The sequence below is a fragment of the Brevundimonas sediminis genome, assembly GCF_048799765.1.
Lineage (GTDB): Bacteria > Pseudomonadota > Alphaproteobacteria > Caulobacterales > Caulobacteraceae > Brevundimonas.
On sequence record NZ_JBLYQK010000016.1, the window covers coordinates 11,652 to 34,659 of the forward strand.

Genomic DNA, 23,008 nt, shown 5'->3' on the forward strand with positions numbered 1-23,008 from the left:
CCATGTCTAAGGGACCACTAGAGTGAGCGCCCGGCTTGACCGCCTGTAGAATCACATTCCGGTGAGGCTGGCGGCCCGCCGGACCCGACGACCCTGGAGCCCGAATTGGCCGAAGATTTGAACGGAGCCGTACGGAACCCGCCCCGACGCCTCATTGTCGGAATTTCGGGTGCATCCGGAATAACTTACGGCGTCCGCGCCCTTGAGGCCCTCAGGGAACTCGGGGTCGAAAGCCACCTCGTGGTGACCCGCGCCGCCCTGCTCACTTTGTCGCAGGAGACCGACCTTTCGCCGGACGATCTGACCGGCCGCGCGGACGTGGTTCACAAGCTCAACGACGTCGGCGCCACCATCGCTTCCGGCTCCTTCCGCACCATGGGCATGCTGATCGCCCCCTGCTCGGTCCGGACCATGAGCGAGATCGCCACCGGCGTGACCTCCACCCTGCTGACCCGCGCCGCTGATGTGGTGCTGAAGGAGCGCCGCCCGCTGGTGCTGATGGTGCGCGAGACGCCCTTCCACCTCGGCCACCTGCGCACCATGACCGCCCTGGCCGAGATGGGCGCCACCATCGCCCCGCCCCTGCCCGCCTTCTATGCCAAGCCGACATCCCTTCAGGACCTGGTCGATCAGTCGGTCGGCCGGGCGCTGGACGTCTTCGGCCTCGACTGGTCGGCGGTGAAACGCTGGGACGGGCTGAAGGGCCCGGTGTCGGAATGAGCGGCCTCTGGGACTGGTCGCTGCGGGTCTGGGCCGTCGACGCGGTCCAGACCGCCGGCCTCGATCTGCAGGACGCCCAGGGGCAGAACCTCCCCCTCATCCTGTGGGCCGCATGGTGCGCCGAAACCGGCCGCAGCCCGGACGCCGACGACATCGAGGCCGCCTGCGACACCGCCCGCATCTGGCAGGAGACCACCGTCGCCCCCCTGCGCGCCGTCCGCCGCACCCTGAAGAGCCGCATGCCCGATTTCGCGGACGCCGACCGCGAGGCGCTGCGCGCCCAGGTGAAGGCCGTGGAACTGGACGCCGAAAGGCGCCTTCTGGCCGCTCTGGAAGCCCTGGCCCCCGCCCCGGCCGGAGCCGCGAAGCCGGTCCTGCCCGCCCTGATCGCGGTGGCGCGCGAGTGGTCTCCGATCACCCCGCGCCGCTCGCTCGAACTGTTCGCTGAACGCCTTCCGGCCTGACCGGCGGCACGCTATGATCGCCGCGTCCGGGGACTGAGTATGAACGACGACGAACCTTTCCTGTCCGAGGAAGAAGTGGCGCTGCACGCCCGCCTCAAGGAACTCCAGCTCGAGCACGCCGATCTCGACGCCTCCATCGAGGCGCTCGGCCACATGCCGATCCCGGACCAGCTCATGATCGCCCGCCTGAAGCGCAAGAAGCTGACCCTCAAGGACGAAATCGTGAAGATCGAGGCCCGCATCCTGCCGGACATCATCGCCTAGGACAGGGGTCTAACGCCCCTTCTTCCTGACCCACATGGCGGCGTCGGCTTCGGCCAGCCAGATTTCCGGGTCGGCCTGGCCCGTATAGGCGCGCACGCCGAACGAACCGCCCAGGCCGGTCGCCTGCCCCTCATATTCGAACGGCTCTGTCTCCAGCGCCTCGGCCAGACGGCGGGCCTTTTCCCGGCCCTCGTCCAGCCCGGCGTTCAGCATCAGCAGGCCGAACTCGTCGCCGCCCAGACGGCCGACCGCATCCGACTCACGCAGATTGGCCTTCAGCAGGGCCGCAACATGCACCAGCGCCGCGTCGCCCGCTGCGTGGCCCAGCCGGTCGTTGACGCCCTTGAACCCGTCGAGATCGAGGTAGAGCAGCACCGCCGGGGTCTCGTGACGCTGACAGTAGGCCATGGCGCTCTTCACCGCCGCCACGAAGCCGCGCCGGTTGAGGGCGGGGGTCAGGACGTCGTGATCCGCCGCCGCCTCGGCCGCCTCGGCGCGCGCACGCAGGCTTTCGAGCTCGGCGCGCAGCCGTTCGATCTCGGCATAGGGGTCGATGGCGGCCGCTTGGGTCACGGGGAAAAAGGCGCTCTGCGACCGGCGACTCAGCACGTCCGGCCTGTCCGGAGCCTAACGCGGTCGGTTGCGGGCGCAACGCGAGTCCTGTATCGCGCCGCTTTCCGCGAGAAAGGCCTCGACTTATGGCGACCGAGACCCCGCCGGTGGCGATCATCATGGGCAGCCGCTCGGACTGGCCGACGATGAAACACGCGGCCGACGCGCTGGACGCGCTCGGCGTCGCCTGGGAAGCGAAGGTCGTCAGCGCCCACCGCACGCCGCAACGCCTCGTCGAGTTCTCGACCGGCGCGCGCGCCGCGGGCTTCAAGGTCATCATCGCCGGCGCCGGCGGCGCGGCCCACCTGCCCGGCATGGCCGCCTCCATGACCGAACTGCCGGTCCTCGGCGTGCCGGTCCAGTCGAAGGCGCTCAAGGGCCTCGATTCCCTGCTCTCCATCGTCCAGATGCCCGGCGGCGTCCCCGTCGCCACCCTCGCCATCGGCGAGGCGGGGGCGAAGAACGCGGGCCTGCTGGCCGGCCAGATCCTGGCGCTCAACGATCCGGCGCTGATGGAGCGGCTGACCGCCTACCGTGACGCCCAGACCGCCTCCGTGCTCGAAACGGTCGAGGACTGAGTGGCCGATCTGCCCCTCCCCCCCGGCTCGACCCTCGGCATTCTCGGCGGCGGCCAGCTGGGCCGCATGCTCAGCCAGGCCGCCTCGCGCCTCGGCTTCAACGTCGTCATCCTCGATCCGGAAGAGAACAGCCCCGCAGGCCGCGTCTCCCAGGGCCAGGTCATCGCCGCCTATGATGACCCCACCGCCCTTCAGGTGCTGGGCCGCGTGGCGCAGGCGGTGACCTTCGAGTTCGAGAACGTCCCCGCCGCCTCGGTCCAGACCCTGGTCGAAAGCGGTGCCGAGGTGGCCCCGGGCGCCCGCGCCCTCGCCGTGGCCCAGGACCGGGTGGACGAAAAGACCTTCCTCAACAGCGTCGGCGCCACCACCGTCGATTTCGCGGCCGTGGACAGCGTGGATGATCTGGTCGCCGGGCTCGAGCGCCTGGGCGTCCCCGCCCTGCTGAAGACCCGCCGTGAAGGCTATGACGGCAAGGGTCAGGTCTGGGTTCGCGCGGTCTCCGAGGCCGCCGACGCCTGGAACGCCATCGACGGCAAGCCTGCCGTGCTGGAGGCGAAGGCCGCCTTCACCCGCGAACTCTCCGTCATCGCCGCCCGCGGCCGCGACGGTCAGGTGGCCGTCTATCCGCTGGGCGAGAACATCCATGAGGGCGGCGTCCTGCGCACCACCCTCGCCCCGGCCAAGGTGGACAGGAAGACCGACGCCCGCGCCCGCGAGATCGCCGCCGCCATCCTCAACGGCCTGGACTATGTCGGCGTGCTGGGGGTCGAGCTGTTTGACCTCGGCAAGGGCGTCCTGCTGGTCAACGAGATCGCCCCGCGCGTCCACAACACCGGCCACTGGACCCAGGACGGCTGCGTCTGCGACCAGTTCGAGCAGCACATCCGCGCCGTCGCCGGCTGGCCCCTGGGCCCCACCGAGCCGCACGCCCGCGTCGAGATGACCAATCTGCTGGGCGACGAGGTCGATCAGTGGACGGCCCTCGCCGCCGAACCCGACGCCCGCCTGCACCTCTACGGCAAGGCCGAAGCCCGCCCGGGCCGCAAGATGGCGCACGTGAACCGGGTGTCGAAGCTGTGACAGCCTCCCTCTCCCATCGGGAGAGGGAGGTTACCCCCGCGCCCCGTACCGCACCCGGCTCAGCGCCTCGGTCAGCTTGCGCAGCGGGGCATCGAAATCCTTGCCGGCCTTCCATTTCTCGAAGGCCATGACGTTCTCGATGCGGGCGGCGACAAAGGCGTCGGCGCGCTCTTTCCCGTCGAACAGCCGCAGGGTCAGGGCCGGAACCAGAATGCCCGACACGATCGTGCGCTTCGAATAGTGGTTCCAGTCTGTGGCCGTGTCCCCGGCCCAGTTCCAGATCTGGTCGGCGCCTTCCCAGGCCAGCTTCAGCCCCAGATCGGCGTTGACCGGCAGGGCCAGGAAGGCCGCGCATTTCTTCGACGCTTCAAGGTCCGCCGCCGCCGCCTCCAGCCGTTCCGACACGGCCCGGGCGATTCGCTCGCGAATCTTCAGCGACGCGGGCTCCACCGCCGACAGGACTTCCAGCGCCAGGTCGTCATGCCGGCGCGAGAACAGGGCGGCCAGATCGCGCGCGCCGTTGGGCAGCAGCAGCTCCTCATCCCCGAGCGACAGGCCGTTGTCCTCGCAGGCGGCCCGCACCAGCCGCGCATTCCAGCCCAGGGCGGGCGCGCGGGCGATGGCTGCGTCCAGCACCGCCTGCTCCATGCGGTCGGCCCAATCCGGTTCCGGGGTCTGTGTCATGAACGCAGCATAGGCCTGTCCGGCGGGCGTTTCGAGCCTTCACAATGTGCCGCGACGATCTGGACAGACCGGGTGGGCTCGTGTATCTGCCCGCCTTCCCTCGCGAGCCCCTCGGTTCGGGAGCAAGAATTTTATTTGTCTGCCCGTCTCCCTCACAGGACGCGGCGGGCGGCCAAAGGAGAGTTTCACCTGGTTCAGATTTTCGTCCGCGACAACAACGTCGATCAGGCCCTCAAGGCCCTGAAGAAGAAGATGCAGCGCGAAGGCAGCTTCCGTGAAATGAAGCGCCACGTGCACTACGAAAAGCCGTCGGAAAAGCGCGCTCGCCAGAAGGCTGAAGCCGTCCGTCGCGCCCGCAAGCTGGCCCGCAAGCGCGCCCAGCGCGAAGGCCTGCTGCCGGCGCCGAAGCCGCGCTCGCCCCGGTAAGACCGGGCCGCAAGGCTGAAAGATCGAAGGGCCGCCTCGGGAAACCGGGGCGGCCCTTTTTCAATTCACCTCCCCATCGCCCCTTCAAGGCGATGGGAAGGACAGATCGCGCAGCGATCAGGAGGGGGCGGCGCAGGTGGTGGGGATTGGCCCGCCGAAACCGGTGTTCGAGACACCTCCTGTCCTGACGGAGCCGCCCTCACCTGACCGTCGCTGGCGCGCCGGTCCATCCTCTCCATTCGCTTGAGGGCGAACGGAGAGGTGAGATGCGGACCGCCTAGTTCCCCCCGCCCCGGATGGCGCCCGCGAAGCTCTTCCAGCTCAGCTTCACATCCGACAGGGCGCCGGCGCGGAAGGCGCGGCCGGAGACCCAGACCATGAACAAGGCGAAGGCGAACATCCCGGCCATGGCTCCGACCAGTTCGACCACGGGCACATTGGAATGCAGCCGCGCCATCATCAGGAAGGGCGTGAAGAAGGGCACCCACGACAGGATCTGGATCACCGGGGCGTCCGGCGAGCGCAGGGCCATCGACATGACCATGATCGGCACCACCAGCACCATCATGATCGGCCCCATCAGGGTCTGGGCGTCCCGCGGCGTCTCGCAGAAGGCGCCGATGGCCGCGAACAGCACCGCGTACATCAGATAGCCGCCGACCATGAAGCCGACGAACCAGGCCAGAAGCCCGCCCTGCCAGAGGATGTCGCCGGCCATGGCGGCGTAGTCCGGCTGGAACAGGAAGAAGGCGGTCGCGCCCAGACCGCCCCACGCCGCCAGCATGGTCAGGGTCAGCAGGGCGACGCCCAGCACTTTCCCGGTCAGGATTTCGGTCGTGGAGGCCGAGGACAGCAGAACCTCCAGGATCTTGTTCGACTTCTCCTCCATCACGCTGTTCAGCAGGATCGAGGCGCCGGTGATGATCAGCGACCAGAGCAGGAAGCCGCCGCCCAGCCCCATGATCACGGGCAGCCGGTCGCGGAACGACACCTCGCCCCCGCCGGCGGACTGCGGCGAGAAGGCCTTCACCTCCGGACGGAATTTCTCGGCCGCCTCGACCACGCCGGCGTCGATGCCGGCGCCCTCGAACACGGTCTTGCGGTTGGCCGACCGCAGGGCGTCGCGCACGAAATCCTCCACCGTGTCGTCAGTGGCGCGGGCGCTCCACACCCGGGCGGCCGGCTTGCCGCTCTCGTCGCGGGTCAGGAAGACGACTGCATCCAGCCGCTGATCCTTAGGCGTCTCGTCGGTCAGGTGACGCCGCGCCGCCTCATCCCGGGCCGCCCCCGGCGCCGCGGCCGTGATGTCGGCCGGCGTGTCGACGATGCGCAGGGCGGGACGCGACAGGGAGGCCATCGCCCCCTGCGTCGCCGCCGGATTGGCCGCGCCGCCGCTCGCCGCGGCCGCCTTCTTCATCGCCTCCTCCGTCCGCTCGCGCTGGCGGTCCGCGTCCCGGGCCAGGGCGTCCCGGATCGAGGCCGACAGGCCCGCGGCCCCGGCCCCGTCCTCGATCACCACCACCTCGCGCACCGGTTCGGAGGACTTGATCAGCACCGGAATGGCGCCGCCCAGCACCGCGAACAGCGGGAAGGCCAGCAGCGACAGCCAGAAGCCGGCGGTCATGGCGTAGGCGGCGTACTCCCGCCGCGCGATCAGGAACATGCGGTTCATCGGGCGGCCTCCACGGCGGTCGGCTTGACGGACTGGTCGACATCGGGCCGGTCGCCCGTCAGGTCGATGAAGGCGTCATGCAGGGTCGGTTCGCGCAGCTCGAAGCGACGCACGTCCAGCCCGGTCAGGAAGGCGGCCTTCAGGGCCTCCTGCCCTTGCGCGCCCTGACCGAGGGCGGCCTTCAGCACCCGAACCCCGTCCACGTCCGCGACGGTCTCGACGCCCGTCACCCCCGGCAGCCGCGCCGCCTGATCGGGATCGATCGCCCCTTCCAGCTCCAGGAAGCGCCGCGAGGTCGCGCGCGCCTCGGCGATGGTGCCCTCGAAGGCCTTCCGCCCCCGGGCCAGCAACACGACCTGGTCGCACAGCCGCTCGGCGTGCTGCATCACATGGGTCGAGAACAGGACGGTGGCGCCGTCGGCGGCCAGGCCGCGGATCATCTGCTCCAGCCCCTGCTGGTTCATCGGGTCCAGCCCCGAAAAGGGCTCGTCCAGGATGACGAACTCGGGGCGATGCACCACTGACGCGATCAACTGGACCTTCTGGGCCATCCCCTTGGACAGCTCCTTCATCTTCTTGCGCCTGGACGCGCCCAGCCCCTGGGCCTCCAGCATCTCCTTCGCCCGATTGCGGCCCTCGCCCAGCGGCAGGCCCTTCAGCGAGCCGAAGAAGGCGATGGCGTCCACGGGCGTCATCTTCTTGTAGAGACCGCGCTCCTCCGGGAGGAAGCCGATCCGGTCGCGGACCTTGCGCCCGTCGTCGGCGCCCAGGATGGTGATCCGCCCCGCCGTCGCCGGCTGCAGGCCCAGGATCATCCGCAGGGTCGAGGTCTTGCCCGCCCCGTTCGGCCCCAGGAAGCCGCAGATCGAGCCCTTGGGCACCTCGAAGCTGAGATCGCGCACGGCCTGGAAGTCGCCGTATCGCTTGCTCACACCCTCCAGCGTCAAAGCCGCCGTCATAAGCCCCTCCCCTTGTACAACCGGGAGAAGCCTAGAAGTGTAAAGGACGTTTGACAACCCGAGCCGGAGGGGTTCGCGGGTCGATTGTCATGAATTCCATGTCATGTTCGGTGCATACGACTCACCCCCTTGGTCGACCCGCCCGAATGGCAATGCCCTACGAAGCCGCCCAGTCTCCCGTCGCGCCGTCCGCGGCCTCGCGTCTGTGGACCGTGGGCGCCAGCGCGGGCGTCTCCATCGCCGTCCTGCTGGCCCTCGCCGTCGTCCGTCCCTCGCTCGCCCCCTGGCTGATCGGAGCCGCCCTGCTGGTGATCGTCCTGACCTGGGCCGTGAACCGGAAACGCCCCGTCGCGATCAGCGATCCCGACGCCGCCGATGTCGCGCCGCCCCCGGTCGACGCCGCCGATCCCCGCCTGCTGGACAGCGCCTTCGAGGCCCTGGCCGACCCGGTGCTGGTCATCTCCGGCGGCGAGGCGGACGACATCGCCGGACGCCGCGTGGTGCTGGCCAACAACGCCGCCCGCGAACTGTTCCGCATCCAGCGCGAGGGCGCCCTGCTGGTCTCGGCCGTGCGCGAACCCTCCGTTCTGGAGGCCGTGGACGAGGCCCTGTTCGGCGGCGTGGCCCGGACCACCGACTATGCCGGCGTCGGCGCCCAGACCCGCCACTGGCGCGCCCTGACCCGTCCCCTGCCCGCGCCGGGCGGCGCGGAGACCCTGGCCCTTCTGGTCCTGCGCGACGAGACGGACGTGCGGCGCATGGAGCTGATGCGCGTCGACTTCCTGGCCAACGCCTCGCACGAGCTGAAGACGCCGCTGGCCTCGCTGGCCGGCTTCATCGAGACGCTCAAGGGCCACGCCAAGGACGATCCCAAGGCCCGCGACCGCTTCCTCGACATCATGGCCGTCCAGGCCGACCGGATGAGCCGGCTGGTCGCCGACCTGCTGTCGCTCAGCCGCATCGAGCTGAACGAACACATTCCGCCCGCCGGCCGGGTCGACCTGGCCCGCGCCACCGTCGACGTCATGGACGCCGTCAGCATCCTGTCGGCCGAGCGGTCGGTGACCGTCCGTCTGGACGACCGGGACCTGTCCGCCCCGGTCCACGGCGACCGGGACGAGATCGTCCAGGTGGTCCAGAACCTGGTCGACAACGCCATCAAATACTCGCCCTCGGGCGACACGGTGGAGATCGTCATCCGCCCCGACGTCACGCTCGACGAGGCCTCCGCCCCCTGGTCCGGCGGCGCGCGCGAAGGCGGGATCACCCGCCTGCCGCTGGTCACTCCGGATCGGGAGCCGGGCCGCCGCTACGCCGCCATCACGGTGCGCGACCACGGGCCGGGCATGGCGCGCGAGCACCTGCCGCGCCTGACCGAGCGCTTCTACCGGGTCGAGGGCCAGAAGAGCGGCGAACGACAGGGCACGGGCCTCGGCCTCGCCATCGTCAAGCACATCGTCAACCGCCACCGCGGCGGCCTGACGGTGGAAAGCGCGCCGGGACAGGGCGCGGTCTTCACCGCCTACTTCCCCGTCGCCGAGAAATCCGCCGGCCGGATCGACGCGACCGCCGCGTGACGCCCCTGCGACACCGCGCCCTGCGGCGTAACAGAACTGTCACGCAGCCGTCTTAATCCGCTGACCATTCCCGGGCAGTTTCCGCCGCGGGGCGAACCGGGCGACCGGACCCTTCCGATTCTCCCTCCCGGATCACCATGACCTGGCTCTTTCTGCCGATCCTGATCGCCGCAGCCGTCGCCGCCTATTTCGGCGCGCGCACCCTTGCGGCGCGCCGTGCGAAGACCGTCAGGGCGCATTCGCGGCCCGCCCAGCACGGCGCCTACGCCCTGATCTGGACGGCGATCCCGGCCCTGCTGGTGCTGACCCTCGCCTCGGTCTTCTCCGCCCCCGTCGAGCATCAGCTGATGGCCTCGGGCGCGCCCGAGGCCGTGCAGCAGCTCGAGCCCTTCCGCCGCCAGGCCTTCTACGCTGACGCCCAGGCCATCGGCGCGGGGCGCGAGGCGATGCAGATCTGGCCTGCCCCCTATTCCGAACTCCTGCCCGCCGAGGGCCAGCGCGCCGCCCGCATCCATCTGATGCTGGGCCTGTCGGGCGTCGTCGGCGCGGCCCTCGCCGCCCTTCTGGGCGCCCTGTTCGTTTTCAGCCAGATCCGTCCGGAGATGCGCGCCCGCAACCGGGTCGAGGGCTGGATCGTCGGCGCCCTGTTCGCCTGCTCGGCCGTCGCCGTCCTGACCACCGTCGGCATCGTCGCCTCTCTGGTCTGGGACTCGATCCGCTTCTTCGGCTCCGTGCCGATCACCGAGTTCCTGTTCGGAACCCAGTGGAGCCCGCAGACGGCGATCCGCGCCGACCAGGTCGGCTCCTCGGGCGCCTTCGGGGCCCTGCCCCTGTTCGCCGGCACCTTCCTGATCATGCTGATCGCCATGATCGTGGCCGGCCCGGTCGGCCTGTTCTCGGCCATCTACCTGTCGGAGTACGCGGGCCCGACCTTCCGCGCGACGGTCAAGCCGATCCTCGAGATCCTCGCCGGCGTTCCGACCGTCGTCTACGGCTTCTTCGCCGCCCTGACTGTCGGTCCGGCCATGCGGGTCTTCTTCAACACGATCGGCGCCTGGATGGCCGGCGGGCCGCTGGACGGCCTCGGCCAGTATCTGATGCTGGTCCAGAACCAGATGGCCCTCGTCGCCGGCGGGGTCATGGGCATCATGCTGATCCCCTTCGTCAGCTCGCTTTCGGACGACATCATCAACGCCGTGCCCCAGTCGCTGCGCGACGGCTCCTACGCCATGGGCGCGACGAAGTCCGAAACGGTGAAGCGCGTGCTGCTGCCCGCCGCCCTGCCCGGCGTCGCCGGCGCCATGCTGCTGGCCATGTCGCGCGCCATCGGCGAGACCATGATCGTCACCATGGCCGCCGGCCTGGCCGCCCGCCTGACGCTCAACCCGCTCGAGACCGTGACCACCGTCACCGTCCAGATCGTCACCCTTCTGACCGGCGACCAGGAGTTCAACAGCCCCAAGACGCTGTCGGCCTTCGGTCTCGGCCTGACCCTGTTCCTCGTGACCCTGCTGCTGAACATCGTCGCCCAGCGCATCGTCCAGACCTACCGGCAGCAATATGACTGACGCAGCCGATCACGCCCCCATCGCGGCCGCCACGCCCGCCGACGCCGCCCGCGTCGACCGCCTGCGCGCCGGTCTGAAGAAGCGCTACGCCCGCGAGCGCCGCTTCCGGCTCTATGGCCTTCTGGCCATCGGCGTCGCGGTCGGCTTCCTGCTGCTCCTGCTCGGCCGGATCGTCGAACAGGGTCACACCGCCTTCTACACCCACACGGTCACCGTGCCGGTCTACATGGACCCGGCCCGCATCGACCGCGCCTATCCGCAAGGCACGAATTTCGAACAGCTGGTCGCCGAGCAGCAGCTGGCCCGTCTGGGCGAGACCGATGATGAGGCCGGGACCAAGGCCAGCGCCATGCGCGGCCTGTTCTCGTCGGAACTGAAGTTCGCCGCCGCCGCCCGCATCCAGAAGCAGCCGAACCTGGTCGGCCAGACGGTGATGATCGCCGCCCCGGCCTCGGACGACGCCGACCTCTATTTCAAGGGCGAGATCTCGAAGGCGACTCCGTCCGACCAGCGCCGCCTGTCGGACCAGCAGCTCGCCTGGCTGGACCGGATGAAGGCCGACGGCCACGTCTCGGCCCACTTCAACACCGCCATCTTCACCAAGGGCGACTCGACCGAACCGGAGCTGGCCGGCGTCCTCGGCGCCGTCATCGGCTCGGCCCTGATGCTGCTGGTCACCGCCGTCATCGCCATTCCGCTCGGCGTCGGCGCGGCCCTGTACCTTGAAGAGTTCGCCCCCAAGAACCGGATCACGGACATCATCGAGGTCAACATCAACAACCTCGCCGCCGTGCCGTCGATCATCTACGGCCTGCTGGGCCTGGCCCTGTTCATCAACTGGATGCACCTGCCCCGCGCCAGCCCGCTGGTCGGCGGCCTGGTGCTGGCCCTGATGGCCCTGCCGACCATCATCATCGCCACCCGGTCGTCGCTGAAGGCCGTGCCGCCCTCGATCCGCGAGGCCGCCCTGGCCATGGGCGCGTCGAAGACCCAGACGGTCTTCCAGCACACCCTGCCGCTGGCCATGCCCGGTGTGATGACCGGCGCCATCATCTCCATGGCCCACGCCCTGGGCGAGACCGCCCCGCTGCTGCTGATCGGCATGGTCAGCTTCGTGCCGGGCCTGCCGCACAGCATCGTCGAGCCGTCGGGCGCCCTGCCCTCGCTCGTCTACATCTGGGAGAACGCGTCCGAACGCGCCTTCCACGAGCGGACCGCCGCCGCGATCCTGGTCCTGCTCGTCTTCATGATCGTCATGAACGCCGCCGCCATCCTGCTGCGCCGGCGCTTCGAACGCCGGTGGTAACCCCCATGTTCTCGAAGATTTTCCGCGCCGCCGAAGGTACGGACGGCCCCGCCGCCGCCCCGGAGACCGGCGTGCTGACCGCCCCGCCCGTCGCCCCCTCCGGCCCGGTCGGCCCGACCAAGATCAACGCCCGCGACGTCTCCGTCTTCTACGGCGGCAAACAGGCGCTGTTCGACGTCTCGCTGGACATTCCGGACAAGACCGTCACCGCCCTGATCGGTCCGTCGGGCTGCGGCAAGTCCACCTTCCTGCGGACGCTGAACCGCATGAACGACACCATTTCGCATGCCCGGGTCACCGGCCAGATCGAGATGGACGGCGAGGACATCAACGCCAGGGCGGTCGATCCCGTCCTGCTGCGCGCCCGCGTCGGCATGGTGTTCCAGAAGCCGAACCCCTTCCCCAAGTCGATCTACGAGAACGTGGCCTACGGCCCGCGCATTCACGGTCTGGCCGCGACCAAGGCCGATCTGGACGGCATCGTCGAGGCCTCGCTCAAGCGCGCCGGCCTGTGGACCGAGGTCGCGGATCGTCTGCACTCGCCGGGCACCGGTCTGTCGGGCGGCCAGCAGCAGCGTCTGGTCATCGCCCGCGCCATCGCGGTCGAGCCTGAAGTCATCCTGATGGACGAGCCCTGCTCCGCCCTGGACCCGATCGCCACCGCCAAGATCGAGGAGCTGATCGACGAGCTGCGCGAGCGCTACTGCATCGTCATCGTCACCCACTCGATGGCCCAGGCCGCCCGCGTCTCGCAGCGCACCGCCTTCTTCCACCTCGGTCGTCTGGTCGAGACCGGCCCGACCGAGGAAATCTTCACGAATCCCCGCGAGCGGCGCACCCTCGACTACATCACGGGGCGCTTCGGCTGATGAACCAGCACACCGTCAAGGCCTATGGCGACGAACTGAACCAGCTGACCGCCGAAGTCGCCCGCATGGGCGGCCTGGCGGAGGCCCAGGTCGCCGACGCCGTCGAGTCCGTGGCCCGTCGTGACGTGGCCCTCGCCAAGGCCGTGGTCGAGCGCGACGCCCGCCTCGACGCCATGCACCGCGATATCGAGAAGAAGGCCATCCGCCTGATGGCCCTGCGCCAGCCGGTCGCCTCGGACCTGCGCAAGACCCTGTCCGCCATGAAGCTGGCGGTCGATCTCGAGCGGACCGGCGATCTCGCCAAGAACATCGCCAAGCGCGCCCTGATCCTGGCCGAGGGCGAACCGATGCAGCTCCTCACCCGCTCGATCGAGCGGATGGGCAAGCTGGTCTCCATGCGCCTGCGCGACGTGCTCGACGCCTATGCGGTCGGTGAAGTCGATCGCGCCATCGCCGTCTGGAACACCGACGACGAGGTGGACGAGCACTACAACGCCCTGTTCCGCGAGCTGCTCACCTACATGATGGGCGACCCGCGCACGATCACGGCCTGCACCCACCTGCTGTTCATGGCCAAGAACCTGGAACGCATCGGCGACCACGCGACCAATGTGGCCGAGACCATCCACTACGAAATCACCGGTCTGGAGTTCACGGGCGAGCGCCCGCGCTGGAACCCCGAGACCGACGGCGACCTGCCGACCCCCGCCTGACCTCGACCGGAGAGCCTGACGTGCAGCCCTATGTTCTGGTGATGGAAGACGAGGACGCGCTGGCGACGCTGCTGTCCTACAACCTCGAAAAAGAGGGCTACAAGGTCGTCGTCGCCTCGGACGGCGAGGAAGGCATGCTCCAGATCGACGAGCGCCTGCCCGACCTGGTCCTGCTCGACTGGATGCTGCCCAAGCTGTCGGGCATCGAGGTCTGCCGCCGCATCCGCGGCCGGTCCGAGACCCGCAACCTGCCGATCATCATGCTGACCGCCCGCGGCGAGGAATCCGACCGCGTCCGCGGCCTGGACACCGGCGCCGACGACTACCTCACCAAGCCCTTCTCGATGACCGAGCTGACGGCCCGCATCCGCGCCGTCCTGCGCCGCATCCGTCCGGGTCTGGCCGACGACCGCATCAACCACGGCGATATCGTCATCGACCGCGTCGCCCACCGCGTCCGCCGCGCAGGCCTCGAGATCCACCTGGGGCCGACCGAGTTCCGCCTGCTCGACCACTTCATGCAGCACCCGGGCCGGGTGTTCAGCCGCGAACAGCTGCTGGACGCCGTCTGGGGCTCGGACGTCTACGTCGAGGCCCGCACCGTCGACGTCCACGTCGGCCGCCTGCGCAAGGCCCTCAACGTCGAAGGCACCGTCAACCCGATCCGCACCGTCCGCTCCGCCGGGTATTCGCTGGATCTGGGAGGCTGACACCCTCCCTTTCGTCATCCTCCGGTCGCTCCTGCGGAGCACCGGAGGATGACGAAAGAGGTTACTGCGCCCCCTTCTTCCCGCGCGTGATCAGCACCCCGAAAGCCGCCGCCAACGGGAACATCAGCACGCCATAGACCGCCGCCGGCAGCGACATGTCCGGGTTCTGCAGCACCGAGCGGGCGATGACGATCGCCAGCGTCGCATTGTGCAGCCCGACCTCGAAGGCGCTGGCCACCGATTGCGATCGCTCGATCTTCAGCAGCCGCGGCACGAGGAAGCCGATCCCGAGGCTCAGCAGGCAGAAGGTCACCACAATCCCCGCCAGCGCGCCCAGATTGCTCATCAGCACATCGAACTGGGCCGAGACCGCGCCCACGATGACCAGCGTCAGGATCACCACCGAGGCGATCCGCACCGGCTTGTCCATGGCCGCGGCGAAGGCCGGCTTCAGGCCCCGCACCAGCATGCCCAGCACCACCGGGCCCAGTACGATCATGAAGACCTCGACGGTCTTGGAGAACTGCAGCCCGACCTGCTCCCCGCCCGGCTGCAGCAGGGCCAGCGACAGGTTGACCACGATCGGCAGCGACACCACCGCGATAACCGAATTGATCGCGGTCAGGCTGATGTTCAGCGCCACATCACCCCGGAACAGGTGGCTGTAGAGATTGGCCGTCGTCCCGCCCGGCGAGGCGGCCAGCAGCATCATCCCCACCGCCAGCACCGGCGGCAGACGGAACAGCAGCACCAGTCCGAAACACACAAGCGGCAGCAGGATCAACTGGCACGCCAGCGCCACGGCCACCGCCCTGGGCCGTCGCCCGATCCGCACGAAATCGCCGGGGCTCAGGCTGAGCCCCAGCCCGAACATGATGATCCCCAGTGCGATCGGCAGGCCGATGACGGTGATGGCCGAACCCATGATCCTGTCTCCCCCGAGCGCTGTCCCGCGCCTTTTCAGGGTCAGCGTGTCACGTCCCGCGAACCCCGCCAAGCGACGGCGCGTCGCAGCGAGCGCGGAATGGAATCGAAGCCTTCATCGTTGGTTCGACTTGCTCATTGCCGGCTCTGAGAGGCTGAAGCAGTGACCTTCCACAACAGGCAGCCATTCGAAACTAACCCTGAGCCGAATCTTCGCGTATTTCGGTTCGATGAAAATACGAAGCTATCTACCAATCTTGGCTGGGGTCTGTGTCCTAGCGACGGCCGTATTCTGGGCCGCAGGTGGTCCGCGCCCGATATCATACTCTCCGCAAGACCCCACTCGCATGCCGATTGGACCGCTGGCGGACTGCATGCCAGCAAAACTGGTCCCTGAAGTGCGAGATGGGGAACCAAGCGACCAGCACGCCACAGCCGAAACTGGTCCTAACTCTCCGGCATGCTTGGAGGCAGTTCAAAATGCGCAGACCGCCCAACTTGAACTGGATGCTCAATGGAGAGCGGCTGTCGCCGCGACCAATGCTGTCGCGCTTGCTGAGCGACAGTGGAGATGGAGCGTGCTTGAGTTTTCGGCATTAGTCGGAACCCTAGCTATCGCATATGTATCAATCAGCGACGGTCGCCGACATACGACCGCAGAGCTAAGAGCATATCTGGCAATCAAAGAACGTACATTACATCGCTTACACCCCGGCCAAAAGGCCAGAGTAGATTTTAAAATTACAAATTCGGGAGCAACTCCCGCTTACAAAGTAAGATACCGGGCAGCACTAGAAGTGTTTCCAAATCCATATATTGGAGACATATCTAGAGAATTTGCAAAGGACCCCAACGAAGTACCTCCGGCTTTCGTCGTACAGTCCAGCGAATCCCTTGAAGCCGAAGCGATACAGTACAAGCCAATGAAACAAGTCGAATACGACGCCGTGATGGAAGGCACCAAGGCTCTGTATCTTGTCGGAGAGATCGAATACGAAGATACGTTTGGAAAAGAAAGAATTACTCGATTCTGTTGTTGGGTCGGAGGCCCGGAATTTGCAGAGATCGACAAGTCCTCTAGGGCCAGTGGCGCAAAAATGTCCCGGGTGGACTGGATATATACAATCCGACACAACGAGGCCAACTGAGCCCTTAGCCTATTCCCTCCTGTCCCAATCTCGCTAGGCTCCCCTCCCTCAGTTCCAAGGGGAGTTCGCCCATGCGTCGTCGCACCTTCCTGTCGTCCCTGCCCGCCGGGGCGCTGTTGGCCGGGAGCGGAATCGCCAACGCACAGACTCCGCAAGCGACGCCCCAGCCGCAAGCCCCCGCCGGCGCGCCGCCCCGCCCGACGCCGCGTCCTGACCCTTACGCCGGCATCGGCATCGGCGACCGGATCACGGGTCCGAAGTTCGTTGGCCGGTCGACCGTCTGGGGCGCCAACGGCGCCGCCGCCACGGCCCATCCGCGCGCCACCCTGATCGGCATCGACACCCTGCGGCGCGGCGGCTCGGCCATCGACGCCGCCATCGCCATCAATGCGGCGCTCGGCTTCCTCGAGCCCGTGGCGAACGGCATCGGCGGCGACGCCTTCTGCATGTTGTGGGACCCGGCCCAGGGCAAGGTCGTCGGCTTCAACGGCTCGGGGAACAGCCCCCGTGGTCTGTCGCTGGAGACGGCGCGGTCAAAGGCCCGCCCCAACGGCCACCTGCCCTCCTACGGCGCGGTCACCGTCAACGTCCCCGGCACGGTCGACGCCTGGTGGAGCGCCCACCAGCGCTACGGCAAGCTGCCGTGGAAGGACGTCCTGCTGCCCGTCGCCGAGCTGTGCGAGGAAGGCGTGCCGATGCCGCAGGTCATCGCCTACTACCTCGAGCGCAACATGGCCGGTTTCGACCGCTCGGCGCAGATCATCGAGGAGAACGACAACCGCAAGCGGGTCTACGCCCCCGGCGGCGCGACGCCCAAGGTCGGCCAGATGTTCGCCAATCCGGACCTCGGCCGGACGCTCCGCCTGATCGCCGAACACGGCCGCGACGCCTTCTATGACGGCCCCATCGCCGACGCCATCGAGGGCTATTTCCGCCGCATCGGCGGCTGGATGACCCGCGCCGACCTGGCCGCCCACCGCACCGAATGGGTCGAGCCGATCCGGACCAACTATCGCGGCGTCGACGTCTATGGCCTGGGGCCGAACACCCAGGGCCTGTCGACCAACCAGATCCTCAACGTCTGCGAACAGTTCGACCTGAAGAGCATGGGCTTCCAGTCCGCCGCCTCAATCCACCATCAGGCCGAGGCCAAGCGTCTGGCCTTCGAGGACCGCGCCAAATGGTTCGCCGACGACCGCTTCAGCCGCACCCCGGTCGAGTGGCTGAACTCGAAAGAATACGCCCGCCAGCGCGCCGCCCTGATCCGCCCCGACCGGGTCATGGACCGCGTCTTCCCCGGCGACGCCCCGACCCAGGGCGACACCACCTATTTCAGCGTCGCCGACAAGGACGGCATGATGGTCAGCTGGATCCAGTCCAACTACCGCGGCATGGGCTCGGGCCTGGTCGCGGACGACGGCGCGGGCAACACGCTGGGCTTCATGTTCCAGGACCGGGGCGAGCTGTTCGCCCTGACCGACGGCCACCCCAACGTCTACGCCCCCGGCAAGCGTCCCTTCCACACCATCATCCCCGGCTTCGCCTGCAAGGACGGCCATCCGTGGATGGCCTTCGGCGTCATGGGCGGCGGGATGCAGCCCCAGGGACAGGCCCAGATCATCATCAACATGGTCGACTACGGCCTCGACCCGCAGGAGGCCGGCGACGCCCCGCGCTGGCAGCACTACGGCTCGTCCGAGCCCACCGGCGAACCGGCCGAGGGCGTCGGCCGCCTGCATCTGGAATCCGGCGTCCCCGCCGCCACCAGGGCGCAACTCGAGGCCATGGGCTGGACGCTCGGCCCGCCCGACGGCGGCTTCGGCGGCTACCAGAACGTGGTCATGCAGCAGAACCCCGATGGACCCATGGCCGGTCGCTGGACCTACGGCGCGGCGACGGAGATGCGCAAGGACGGCATCGCGCTGGCGTACTGATGGCGGGGCAGGTCGATCTGACGGGGCGCTGGACCGGGGTCTATTTCTATCCCCACGATCCCGTGTCCAATCCTGACGACGATCTGCCGCCGACGCCCTTCGTCGCCGAGCTGAGCGACACGGGCGGCGCGGTGACCGGCACAACCATCGAGCCCGACACCCTCGGCGGCGCGGACCAGCCCGACATCCCCGCCATTGTGGACGGCCATCACGACGGCGCGGTCCTGACCTTCACCAAATTCTCCGAAGGCGGCGGCCACGACGATCCGATCGACTACACCGGCCAGATCCTGGACGACGGCGACACCATCGTGGGCAGCTGGTCGATCTACGGAGACTGGTCCGGCACGTTCCGGATGCAGCGCCGCGCGGTCTCCGAAAGCGTGGCCGAAACCGTCGGGGCGCAGGCAAAGCGCTGACTGCGGCCACAGCCCGGCCACATTGACTGCCGAGCCTGGACACGCGCCGGTGGGAGGCGCATGTAACCGGGGGTTCCATGATCTCGCTGCTCGCCGCCGCCCTGCTGACGGCCCAGCCCGCCTGCGCCCCCGTCCGCGGCTCCGAGGCGCTCTGGAACGAGGACCTGCGCTTCATCGCCGTCGGCGAGATGCACGGCACCGCCGAGGCCCCCGCCGCCTTCGCCGATCTGGTCTGTCTGGCGCTGGAGAAGGGCCCGGTCACGGCGGTGCTGGAGTATCCGGCGCCGATGCAGGCGACCTTCGACGCCTTCATGGCCGAGCCGGACGCCGACGCCGCCCGCGTCCTCCTGCTGGCCTACCCGCACGGCCCCTTCCGCTATCACGACGGGCGCGGCAGCGAGGCGATGCTGGCCATGTTTCAGCGCTTCCGGGCCCTGCATCAGGCGGGCGCCGACCTGAAGCTGCTGGCCTCCGTCCCCGACAGCCCCCGCGTCGAGGGCTTCACCCAGTCGCATGACGAACTCGATCGCGCCCAGCTCTGGTCCGCCGCCGCCCGCGCGGCTCCCGAGCGGCGCATGATGATCTTCGTCGGCTCGGTCCATGCCGGAAAGGCGCGCCGCGTCGGCTCGCGCATCGGCCTGCCCGCCGCCGCCCATTTCCGCCCGGAGGAAGTCCTGTCCCTCTACGTCGCCGCCGACGGGGGCGAGGCCTGGAACTGTCGGGATGAGTGTGGCCCGAATCCCGTCACCCCGCTCGGCCTCGGCGACCGTCGCGGCGTCGTCATCGCGCCCGAGGCGGACGGGACCTTCGACGGCTATCTCGCCGTCGGTCCGGCCACCGCCTCCCCGCCCGTCTCCCGTCAGGACTAGACCTGCCATCGGCGCCCGCATAGCGTGGGTCCGCGGTTCGATTCCGCGTCTGATGTCATCCCCGGCGTGACGTCCCCCAGGGGGGCGCGGTCAGCCGATAAAGGGGCAGCATCTCCTTTGGTTGAAAGCAAAAAGGGAGCCCGGCGTCGGCCGAAAGGCAGTCGGGAGGGAGGCTCTGCGGGTCATGCGCCCCCGCCTCCATCTCGAGACGCCGGGACTTCTGACGGAGTTCGAAATGGATTTGGCCGGGATCGCAGGAGCCTTTGTGCTCGTCATCATCGCCTCTGTGGCGGTGAAGCTGTCCATGCGGACCTTCCTGATCGCCCCGTGGGAGCACGGCGCCCTCTACCGCGACGGCGGCTTCGACCGCCTGCTGCCGCCGGGGAAAGCATCACGTCTTCGGCTCCGGTCGCAGCCTGTTCGTCCAGCGCATTTCCACCGGCCCGCAGTATGTGCAGGTCGGTCCGGTCGAGGTCGTCACCGCCGACCGTCAGCCGATCCGCCTGTCGGCCACCGTCGTCTATGAAGTCACCGACATCGTCGCCTCGCTCAGCCATCCGCCGTTCGAGCCCGTCCGCCTGTCGGTCAGCCAGACCCTGAGCGCCTTCGCCGCCCGCCATACGCTGGATGAGCTTCTCGCCCGCACGACCGCCGACGGCGAACCGCTGCGCGCCGAGCCGGAGGCCGTGGCCGGACCCGCGCGGATCACCGATCTGGTTCTGGCCGGGGTGGTCATGCCCCCGGAGCTGCGCCGCGCCGTCACCGAGGTCGAGCGAGCCCGTCTGGAAGGCCAGGCGGCGCTGGAGCGCGCGCGGGGCGAGCATGCCGCCCTGCGCTCGCTGGCCAACGCCGCGCGCCTGCTCAAGGACAATCCAGAGCTGATGAACCTGCGGGTGCTGCAGGCGGTCGGAACCGCCGGCAAGGGCGCGACGCTGGTGATCGGCGACGGCGCGCTGGCGCGGTCGCCGACCGGCGGTTAACCCGCCGCCGTCACCTCGTTCGGCTCCAGCTCATAGACCGTCGCGCAGTACTCGCAGGTCACGCGGATCTTGCCGTCGTCCTCGATCATGGCGGCGCGCTCGGCCGGGTCGAACGAGGCCAGCACGCCGCTGATCCGGTCCTTCGAGCACCGGCACTGGGCCTGCAGCGCCCTGGCGCCCTCCAGCCGCACCCCGTCCTCGTGGAACAGGCGGAACAGCAGCACGTCCGGCGTGATGGTCGGATCGATCAGCTCGTCGTCAGCCAGCGTCTGGAACAGCGCCCGCGTGCGATCCCAGACGTCCTCGGTCGAGCCGCGCGTCTCGTCGCCCGCGATCAGCTGGATCAGCGCCCCGCCCGCGCGCCATTGCGACCCTTCGGCGGTTTCCACCGAACCGACGGCCAGACGCACCTTGGTCGGGATCTGCTCCGACTGCTGGAAATAGTGTTCGGCGGCCAGCGACAGGCTCTCGCCCTCGATCGGGGTGATGCCCTGGGTCCGTTCGAAATCCGGGCCGCGGTCCAGCGTCATCACGAACACGCCGTCGCCCAGCAGCGTCTTCGCGCCGGGACGGGCGAAGCCCTGCGACACGGCCGCGACCTCATCCGGGTCGAACCGGCAATAGCCGCGCAGGTGCCCGTCGGTGCCGTAATCGGCCACCACATAGCGCACCGGGCCGTTGCCCTGCGCCTGCACCAGCAGCCGGCCCTCGAACTTCAGGCTCGACCCGATCAGGGCCGCCAGCGCGCAGGCCTCGCCCAGCAGGGCCGCGACGGGCTCCGGATAGGCGTGGGCCGACAGGATGGTGTCGATGGTCTCGCCCAGACGCACCAGACGACCGCGCACGGGCCAGCCCTCGATCTGGAAGGCGGCGGCCAGGTCGTCGGAAGGCGTGGAATGGGCAGGCGCGTGATCGGTCACGGCGGTCCTCGGTCATGAATGCGAAGGCGGCTAGATAGGGGGCCGAAGCGGCGATGATAAGGCCCCCTCCCCCACGCCGCGTGCAGCGGTATAGTCTCCCGTGAACCTCAAGCGGTGACCGGATGTCCAGAGCCCACCTCAAGCCGTTGAACAAACAGACGATTGTGATCACGGGGGCGACCTCGGGAATCGGTCTGGCCGTGGCCCGTCGCGCGGCGAAGGCGGGCGCCTGCGTCTTTCTGATCGCGCGCGGCGAGAAGGATCTGGCCGCCCTGTGCGAGGAACTCCAGGCCGGCGGCGCCCGCGCGGCCTTCGCCGTCGCCGATGTCGCCGATCCGGACGCCCTGGCCGAGGCCGCCGACAAATGCCAGCGTCTGTTCGGCGGCTTCGACACCTGGATCAACAACGCCGGCGTCTCGATCTTCGGCCCGATCCGCGAGACCACGCTGGCGGACCAGAGGCGGCTGTTCGAGACCAATTACTGGGGCGTGGTGAACGGCTCCATCCTCGCCGCCGAACGCCTGCGCGACCGGCCGTGGGGCGGGGCGATCATCAATGTCGGCTCCATCCTGTCCGACGCGCCCCTGCCCGTTCAGGGCGTCTATTCGGCGTCCAAGCATGCGGTGAAGGGCTTCACCAACGCCCTGCGGATGGAGCTGATGCGCGACGACGCCCCGGTCAGCCTGACCCTGGTCAAGCCCGCGGCGCTGGACACCCCCTATCGCAAGCACGCCCGCAATCTGACCGGCTATGCGGTCCACAACCCCCAGCCGGTCTATGCGACCCGGGTTGCGGCGGACACCATCCTGTACTGCGCCGTCCATCCGATCCGCGAAATCACCGTCGGCGGCGGCGGACGCCTGATCGCCTCACTCTACAGCGCCCTGCCCGGCGTGGCGGAACCTCTTCTCGCCCGGTTCGCTCCTTCCCTGATGCGGGACAGGGGTTCCGCCTATGCGCCGGACGACGACGGGCTCTACGACCCGACCGAAGACGGCCTCGATGAAGAGGTTCACTATCCGATGGTTCGCCAGTTCTCCGCCCTCGCCGAAGTCCGCAAACATCCCGGCGTCGCCGCCGGCGCCGTGGCGGTTCTGGCCGGGGTCGGCCTCGCCACCCTGCTGCTGAACCAGCGCACCGGCCCGACCCGGCTGGAAACGCTTCGCGGCCGTTTCAACCCGCGCGGCTGGGTGGATACGGACGGTCTCCGCGGCCGGTTCGAGGATCTGGCGGAAACCGTCCGCCACGGCCTGAGCGAAGCGGGCGATCGCGCCCATAACTTCACTGACGACGCCCGCGACCGGAGCGGCCGCTGGTGGAAGCAGACGCAAAAGTCTTCGCGCAAGGCGCTGAAAAAACACGGCAAGACGGCCCGCCGCTATGCCGAGGACGCCGGTGACTACGCCAAGACCCACGCCCGGGAGGGCGGCGCTCTTCTGGCCCTGGCCACCATCGCCGCCGCCGTGGGCGCCGCCGCCCTCGACGCCCGCCGCCCCGACAGCCGCCTGCGCAATATCGGCCGGTTCTAGGAGCGCGCTTCCGCTGGTCGGGCTGGAGCCTCGCCAGTGACTGGTGGGTGGTGATTGGCGGCGGAACGGGCTGTTGCAGGACA

Annotated in this window: 24 protein-coding genes; 18 read left to right on the top strand and 6 right to left on the bottom strand. The window is 68.8% G+C overall.

Annotation, left to right across the window (positions count from 1 at the left end; all coding sequences use genetic code 11):
- Positions 1-117: 117 nt before the first annotated feature.
- From ACLQ7T_RS10255 to ACLQ7T_RS10265, 3 genes are read left to right on the top strand one after another with little or no spacing between them, the layout of a single operon-like run.
- Positions 118-720 carry a UbiX family flavin prenyltransferase gene (locus ACLQ7T_RS10255; RefSeq protein WP_420479394.1) on the top strand — a complete coding sequence of 201 codons (603 nt, stop codon included), beginning with the start codon at positions 118-120 and terminating at the stop codon, positions 718-720.
- Entirely contained in the window at positions 717-1,184 is a 468-nt protein-coding gene (locus ACLQ7T_RS10260; RefSeq protein WP_420479347.1) for a TIGR02444 family protein, read from the top strand. The genes ACLQ7T_RS10255 and ACLQ7T_RS10260 overlap by 4 nt, the downstream gene beginning before the upstream one ends.
- Before the next feature lie 39 nt (positions 1,185-1,223).
- Positions 1,224-1,448: a YdcH family protein gene (locus tag ACLQ7T_RS10265; protein ID WP_420471904.1), complete on the top strand. Its 225-nt coding sequence runs from the start codon at positions 1,224-1,226 to the stop codon at positions 1,446-1,448.
- A 9-nt stretch (positions 1,449-1,457) separates the two neighbouring features.
- Here the strand turns inward: ACLQ7T_RS10265 and ACLQ7T_RS10270 are convergent, their stop codons facing one another.
- Positions 1,458-2,021, bottom strand: coding sequence for a GGDEF domain-containing protein (locus tag ACLQ7T_RS10270; RefSeq protein ID WP_420479348.1), 564 nt, complete (start codon positions 2,019-2,021; stop codon positions 1,458-1,460).
- 125 nt (positions 2,022-2,146) lie between these two features.
- Between ACLQ7T_RS10270 and purE the strand changes: the two genes are divergently transcribed.
- Together purE and ACLQ7T_RS10280 are read left to right on the top strand one after the other, a co-directional pair.
- Positions 2,147-2,638, top strand: coding sequence for a 5-(carboxyamino)imidazole ribonucleotide mutase (purE, locus tag ACLQ7T_RS10275; protein ID WP_420479349.1), 492 nt, complete (start codon positions 2,147-2,149; stop codon positions 2,636-2,638).
- Positions 2,639-3,718 carry a 5-(carboxyamino)imidazole ribonucleotide synthase gene (locus tag ACLQ7T_RS10280; protein ID WP_420479350.1) on the top strand — a complete coding sequence of 360 codons (1,080 nt, stop codon included), beginning with the start codon at positions 2,639-2,641 and terminating at the stop codon, positions 3,716-3,718.
- A 30-nt stretch (positions 3,719-3,748) separates the two neighbouring features.
- Here the strand turns inward: ACLQ7T_RS10280 and ACLQ7T_RS10285 are convergent, their stop codons facing one another.
- On the bottom strand, positions 3,749-4,402 hold the full coding sequence (locus ACLQ7T_RS10285; protein WP_420479351.1) for a COQ9 family protein: 654 nt from the start codon (positions 4,400-4,402) through the stop codon (positions 3,749-3,751).
- A 189-nt stretch (positions 4,403-4,591) separates the two neighbouring features.
- Here ACLQ7T_RS10285 and rpsU point away from each other — a divergent pair, with 189 nt between their 5' ends.
- Positions 4,592-4,828: a 30S ribosomal protein S21 gene (gene rpsU / locus ACLQ7T_RS10290; protein WP_331045366.1), complete on the top strand. Its 237-nt coding sequence runs from the start codon at positions 4,592-4,594 to the stop codon at positions 4,826-4,828.
- Between the two features lie 277 nt (positions 4,829-5,105).
- On the opposite strand, the gene ACLQ7T_RS10295 is transcribed toward rpsU, so the two are convergent.
- Complete coding sequence (locus tag ACLQ7T_RS10295; RefSeq protein WP_420479352.1) at positions 5,106-6,500, bottom strand: ABC transporter permease; 1,395 nt, start codon at positions 6,498-6,500, stop codon at positions 5,106-5,108.
- Positions 6,497-7,459: an ABC transporter ATP-binding protein gene (locus tag ACLQ7T_RS10300; RefSeq protein ID WP_420479353.1), complete on the bottom strand. Its 963-nt coding sequence runs from the start codon at positions 7,457-7,459 to the stop codon at positions 6,497-6,499. The genes ACLQ7T_RS10295 and ACLQ7T_RS10300 overlap by 4 nt, the downstream gene beginning before the upstream one ends.
- Positions 7,460-7,611: 152 nt before the next feature.
- Here ACLQ7T_RS10300 and ACLQ7T_RS10305 point away from each other — a divergent pair, with 152 nt between their 5' ends.
- The 6 genes from ACLQ7T_RS10305 to phoB all read left to right on the top strand — a co-directional run bounded on the left by ACLQ7T_RS10305 (position 7,612) and on the right by phoB (position 14,202).
- Positions 7,612-9,036, top strand: a complete 1,425-nt coding sequence (locus ACLQ7T_RS10305) for a sensor histidine kinase (protein ID WP_420479354.1) — start codon at positions 7,612-7,614, stop codon at positions 9,034-9,036.
- A 137-nt stretch (positions 9,037-9,173) separates the two neighbouring features.
- Positions 9,174-10,604 carry a phosphate ABC transporter permease subunit PstC gene (gene pstC / locus ACLQ7T_RS10310; protein WP_420479355.1) on the top strand — a complete coding sequence of 477 codons (1,431 nt, stop codon included), beginning with the start codon at positions 9,174-9,176 and terminating at the stop codon, positions 10,602-10,604.
- On the top strand, positions 10,597-11,910 hold the full coding sequence (gene pstA, locus ACLQ7T_RS10315) for a phosphate ABC transporter permease PstA (RefSeq protein WP_420479356.1): 1,314 nt from the start codon (positions 10,597-10,599) through the stop codon (positions 11,908-11,910). The genes pstC and pstA overlap by 8 nt, the downstream gene beginning before the upstream one ends.
- A gap of 5 nt (positions 11,911-11,915) precedes the next feature.
- Positions 11,916-12,779 carry a phosphate ABC transporter ATP-binding protein PstB gene (pstB, locus tag ACLQ7T_RS10320; RefSeq protein ID WP_420471893.1) on the top strand — a complete coding sequence of 288 codons (864 nt, stop codon included), beginning with the start codon at positions 11,916-11,918 and terminating at the stop codon, positions 12,777-12,779.
- The gene (phoU, locus tag ACLQ7T_RS10325; RefSeq protein ID WP_420471892.1) at positions 12,779-13,492 is read left to right on the top strand and encodes a phosphate signaling complex protein PhoU; all 714 of its coding nucleotides are present in this window, start codon (positions 12,779-12,781) and stop codon (positions 13,490-13,492) included. Before pstB ends, phoU begins: the two co-directional genes overlap by 1 nt.
- A 20-nt stretch (positions 13,493-13,512) precedes the next feature.
- Positions 13,513-14,202, top strand: a complete 690-nt coding sequence (gene phoB, locus ACLQ7T_RS10330; RefSeq protein ID WP_331045337.1) for a phosphate regulon transcriptional regulator PhoB — start codon at positions 13,513-13,515, stop codon at positions 14,200-14,202.
- A gap of 61 nt (positions 14,203-14,263) precedes the next feature.
- Here phoB and ACLQ7T_RS10335 read toward each other — a convergent pair whose 3' ends face one another.
- Positions 14,264-15,127, bottom strand: a complete 864-nt coding sequence (locus ACLQ7T_RS10335) for a bile acid:sodium symporter family protein (RefSeq protein ID WP_420479357.1) — start codon at positions 15,125-15,127, stop codon at positions 14,264-14,266.
- Positions 15,128-15,473: 346 nt separating this feature from the next.
- Between ACLQ7T_RS10335 and ACLQ7T_RS10340 the strand changes: the two genes are divergently transcribed.
- From ACLQ7T_RS10340 to ACLQ7T_RS10360, 5 genes are all read left to right on the top strand, one after another.
- Positions 15,474-16,274, top strand: coding sequence for a hypothetical protein (locus tag ACLQ7T_RS10340; RefSeq protein ID WP_420479358.1), 801 nt, complete (start codon positions 15,474-15,476; stop codon positions 16,272-16,274).
- A 71-nt stretch (positions 16,275-16,345) separates the two neighbouring features.
- Positions 16,346-18,208 (top strand): gamma-glutamyltransferase family protein, encoded by a 1,863-nt coding sequence (locus ACLQ7T_RS10345; RefSeq protein ID WP_420479359.1) that lies wholly within the window; start codon positions 16,346-16,348, stop codon positions 18,206-18,208.
- The gene (locus tag ACLQ7T_RS10350; protein WP_420479360.1) at positions 18,208-18,627 is read left to right on the top strand and encodes a hypothetical protein; all 420 of its coding nucleotides are present in this window, start codon (positions 18,208-18,210) and stop codon (positions 18,625-18,627) included. The genes ACLQ7T_RS10345 and ACLQ7T_RS10350 overlap by 1 nt, the downstream gene beginning before the upstream one ends.
- A gap of 77 nt (positions 18,628-18,704) precedes the next feature.
- Positions 18,705-19,496 carry a hypothetical protein gene (locus ACLQ7T_RS10355; protein WP_420479361.1) on the top strand — a complete coding sequence of 264 codons (792 nt, stop codon included), beginning with the start codon at positions 18,705-18,707 and terminating at the stop codon, positions 19,494-19,496.
- 431 nt (positions 19,497-19,927) lie between these two features.
- Entirely contained in the window at positions 19,928-20,476 is a 549-nt protein-coding gene (locus ACLQ7T_RS10360) for an SPFH domain-containing protein (RefSeq protein WP_420479395.1), read from the top strand.
- On the opposite strand, the gene ACLQ7T_RS10365 is transcribed toward ACLQ7T_RS10360, so the two are convergent.
- Entirely contained in the window at positions 20,473-21,396 is a 924-nt protein-coding gene (locus ACLQ7T_RS10365; protein WP_420479362.1) for an Hsp33 family molecular chaperone, read from the bottom strand. The genes ACLQ7T_RS10360 and ACLQ7T_RS10365 overlap by 4 nt on opposite strands.
- A 122-nt stretch (positions 21,397-21,518) precedes the next feature.
- On the opposite strand from ACLQ7T_RS10365, the gene ACLQ7T_RS10370 reads away from it, so the two are divergent.
- Positions 21,519-22,925 (top strand): SDR family oxidoreductase, encoded by a 1,407-nt coding sequence (locus tag ACLQ7T_RS10370; RefSeq protein ID WP_420479363.1) that lies wholly within the window; start codon positions 21,519-21,521, stop codon positions 22,923-22,925.
- Positions 22,926-23,008: the final 83 nt, after the last annotated feature.

What these genes read in the sequence shown, in the direction of transcription:
- ACLQ7T_RS10370 (WP_420479363.1), top strand. Translation starts at nt 21,519, where the DNA reads ATGTCCAGAGCCCACCTCAAGCCGTTGAACAAACAGACGATTGTGATC.
- ACLQ7T_RS10305 (WP_420479354.1), top strand. Translation starts at nt 7,612, where the DNA reads ATGCCCTACGAAGCCGCCCAGTCTCCCGTCGCGCCGTCCGCGGCCTCG.
- purE (WP_420479349.1), top strand. Translation starts at nt 2,147, where the DNA reads ATGGCGACCGAGACCCCGCCGGTGGCGATCATCATGGGCAGCCGCTCG.
- ACLQ7T_RS10335 (WP_420479357.1), bottom strand. Translation starts at nt 15,127, where the DNA reads ATGGGTTCGGCCATCACCGTCATCGGCCTGCCGATCGCACTGGGGATC.
- phoU (WP_420471892.1), top strand. Translation starts at nt 12,779, where the DNA reads ATGAACCAGCACACCGTCAAGGCCTATGGCGACGAACTGAACCAGCTG.
- ACLQ7T_RS10260 (WP_420479347.1), top strand. Translation starts at nt 717, where the DNA reads ATGAGCGGCCTCTGGGACTGGTCGCTGCGGGTCTGGGCCGTCGACGCG.
- ACLQ7T_RS10300 (WP_420479353.1), bottom strand. Translation starts at nt 7,459, where the DNA reads ATGACGGCGGCTTTGACGCTGGAGGGTGTGAGCAAGCGATACGGCGAC.
- ACLQ7T_RS10350 (WP_420479360.1), top strand. Translation starts at nt 18,208, where the DNA reads ATGGCGGGGCAGGTCGATCTGACGGGGCGCTGGACCGGGGTCTATTTC.
- ACLQ7T_RS10295 (WP_420479352.1), bottom strand. Translation starts at nt 6,500, where the DNA reads ATGAACCGCATGTTCCTGATCGCGCGGCGGGAGTACGCCGCCTACGCC.
- ACLQ7T_RS10340 (WP_420479358.1), top strand. Translation starts at nt 15,474, where the DNA reads ATGCCGATTGGACCGCTGGCGGACTGCATGCCAGCAAAACTGGTCCCT.
- pstC (WP_420479355.1), top strand. Translation starts at nt 9,174, where the DNA reads ATGACCTGGCTCTTTCTGCCGATCCTGATCGCCGCAGCCGTCGCCGCC.
- pstA (WP_420479356.1), top strand. Translation starts at nt 10,597, where the DNA reads ATGACTGACGCAGCCGATCACGCCCCCATCGCGGCCGCCACGCCCGCC.
- ACLQ7T_RS10355 (WP_420479361.1), top strand. Translation starts at nt 18,705, where the DNA reads ATGATCTCGCTGCTCGCCGCCGCCCTGCTGACGGCCCAGCCCGCCTGC.
- ACLQ7T_RS10345 (WP_420479359.1), top strand. Translation starts at nt 16,346, where the DNA reads ATGCGTCGTCGCACCTTCCTGTCGTCCCTGCCCGCCGGGGCGCTGTTG.
- ACLQ7T_RS10285 (WP_420479351.1), bottom strand. Translation starts at nt 4,402, where the DNA reads ATGACACAGACCCCGGAACCGGATTGGGCCGACCGCATGGAGCAGGCG.
- pstB (WP_420471893.1), top strand. Translation starts at nt 11,916, where the DNA reads ATGTTCTCGAAGATTTTCCGCGCCGCCGAAGGTACGGACGGCCCCGCC.
- ACLQ7T_RS10265 (WP_420471904.1), top strand. Translation starts at nt 1,224, where the DNA reads ATGAACGACGACGAACCTTTCCTGTCCGAGGAAGAAGTGGCGCTGCAC.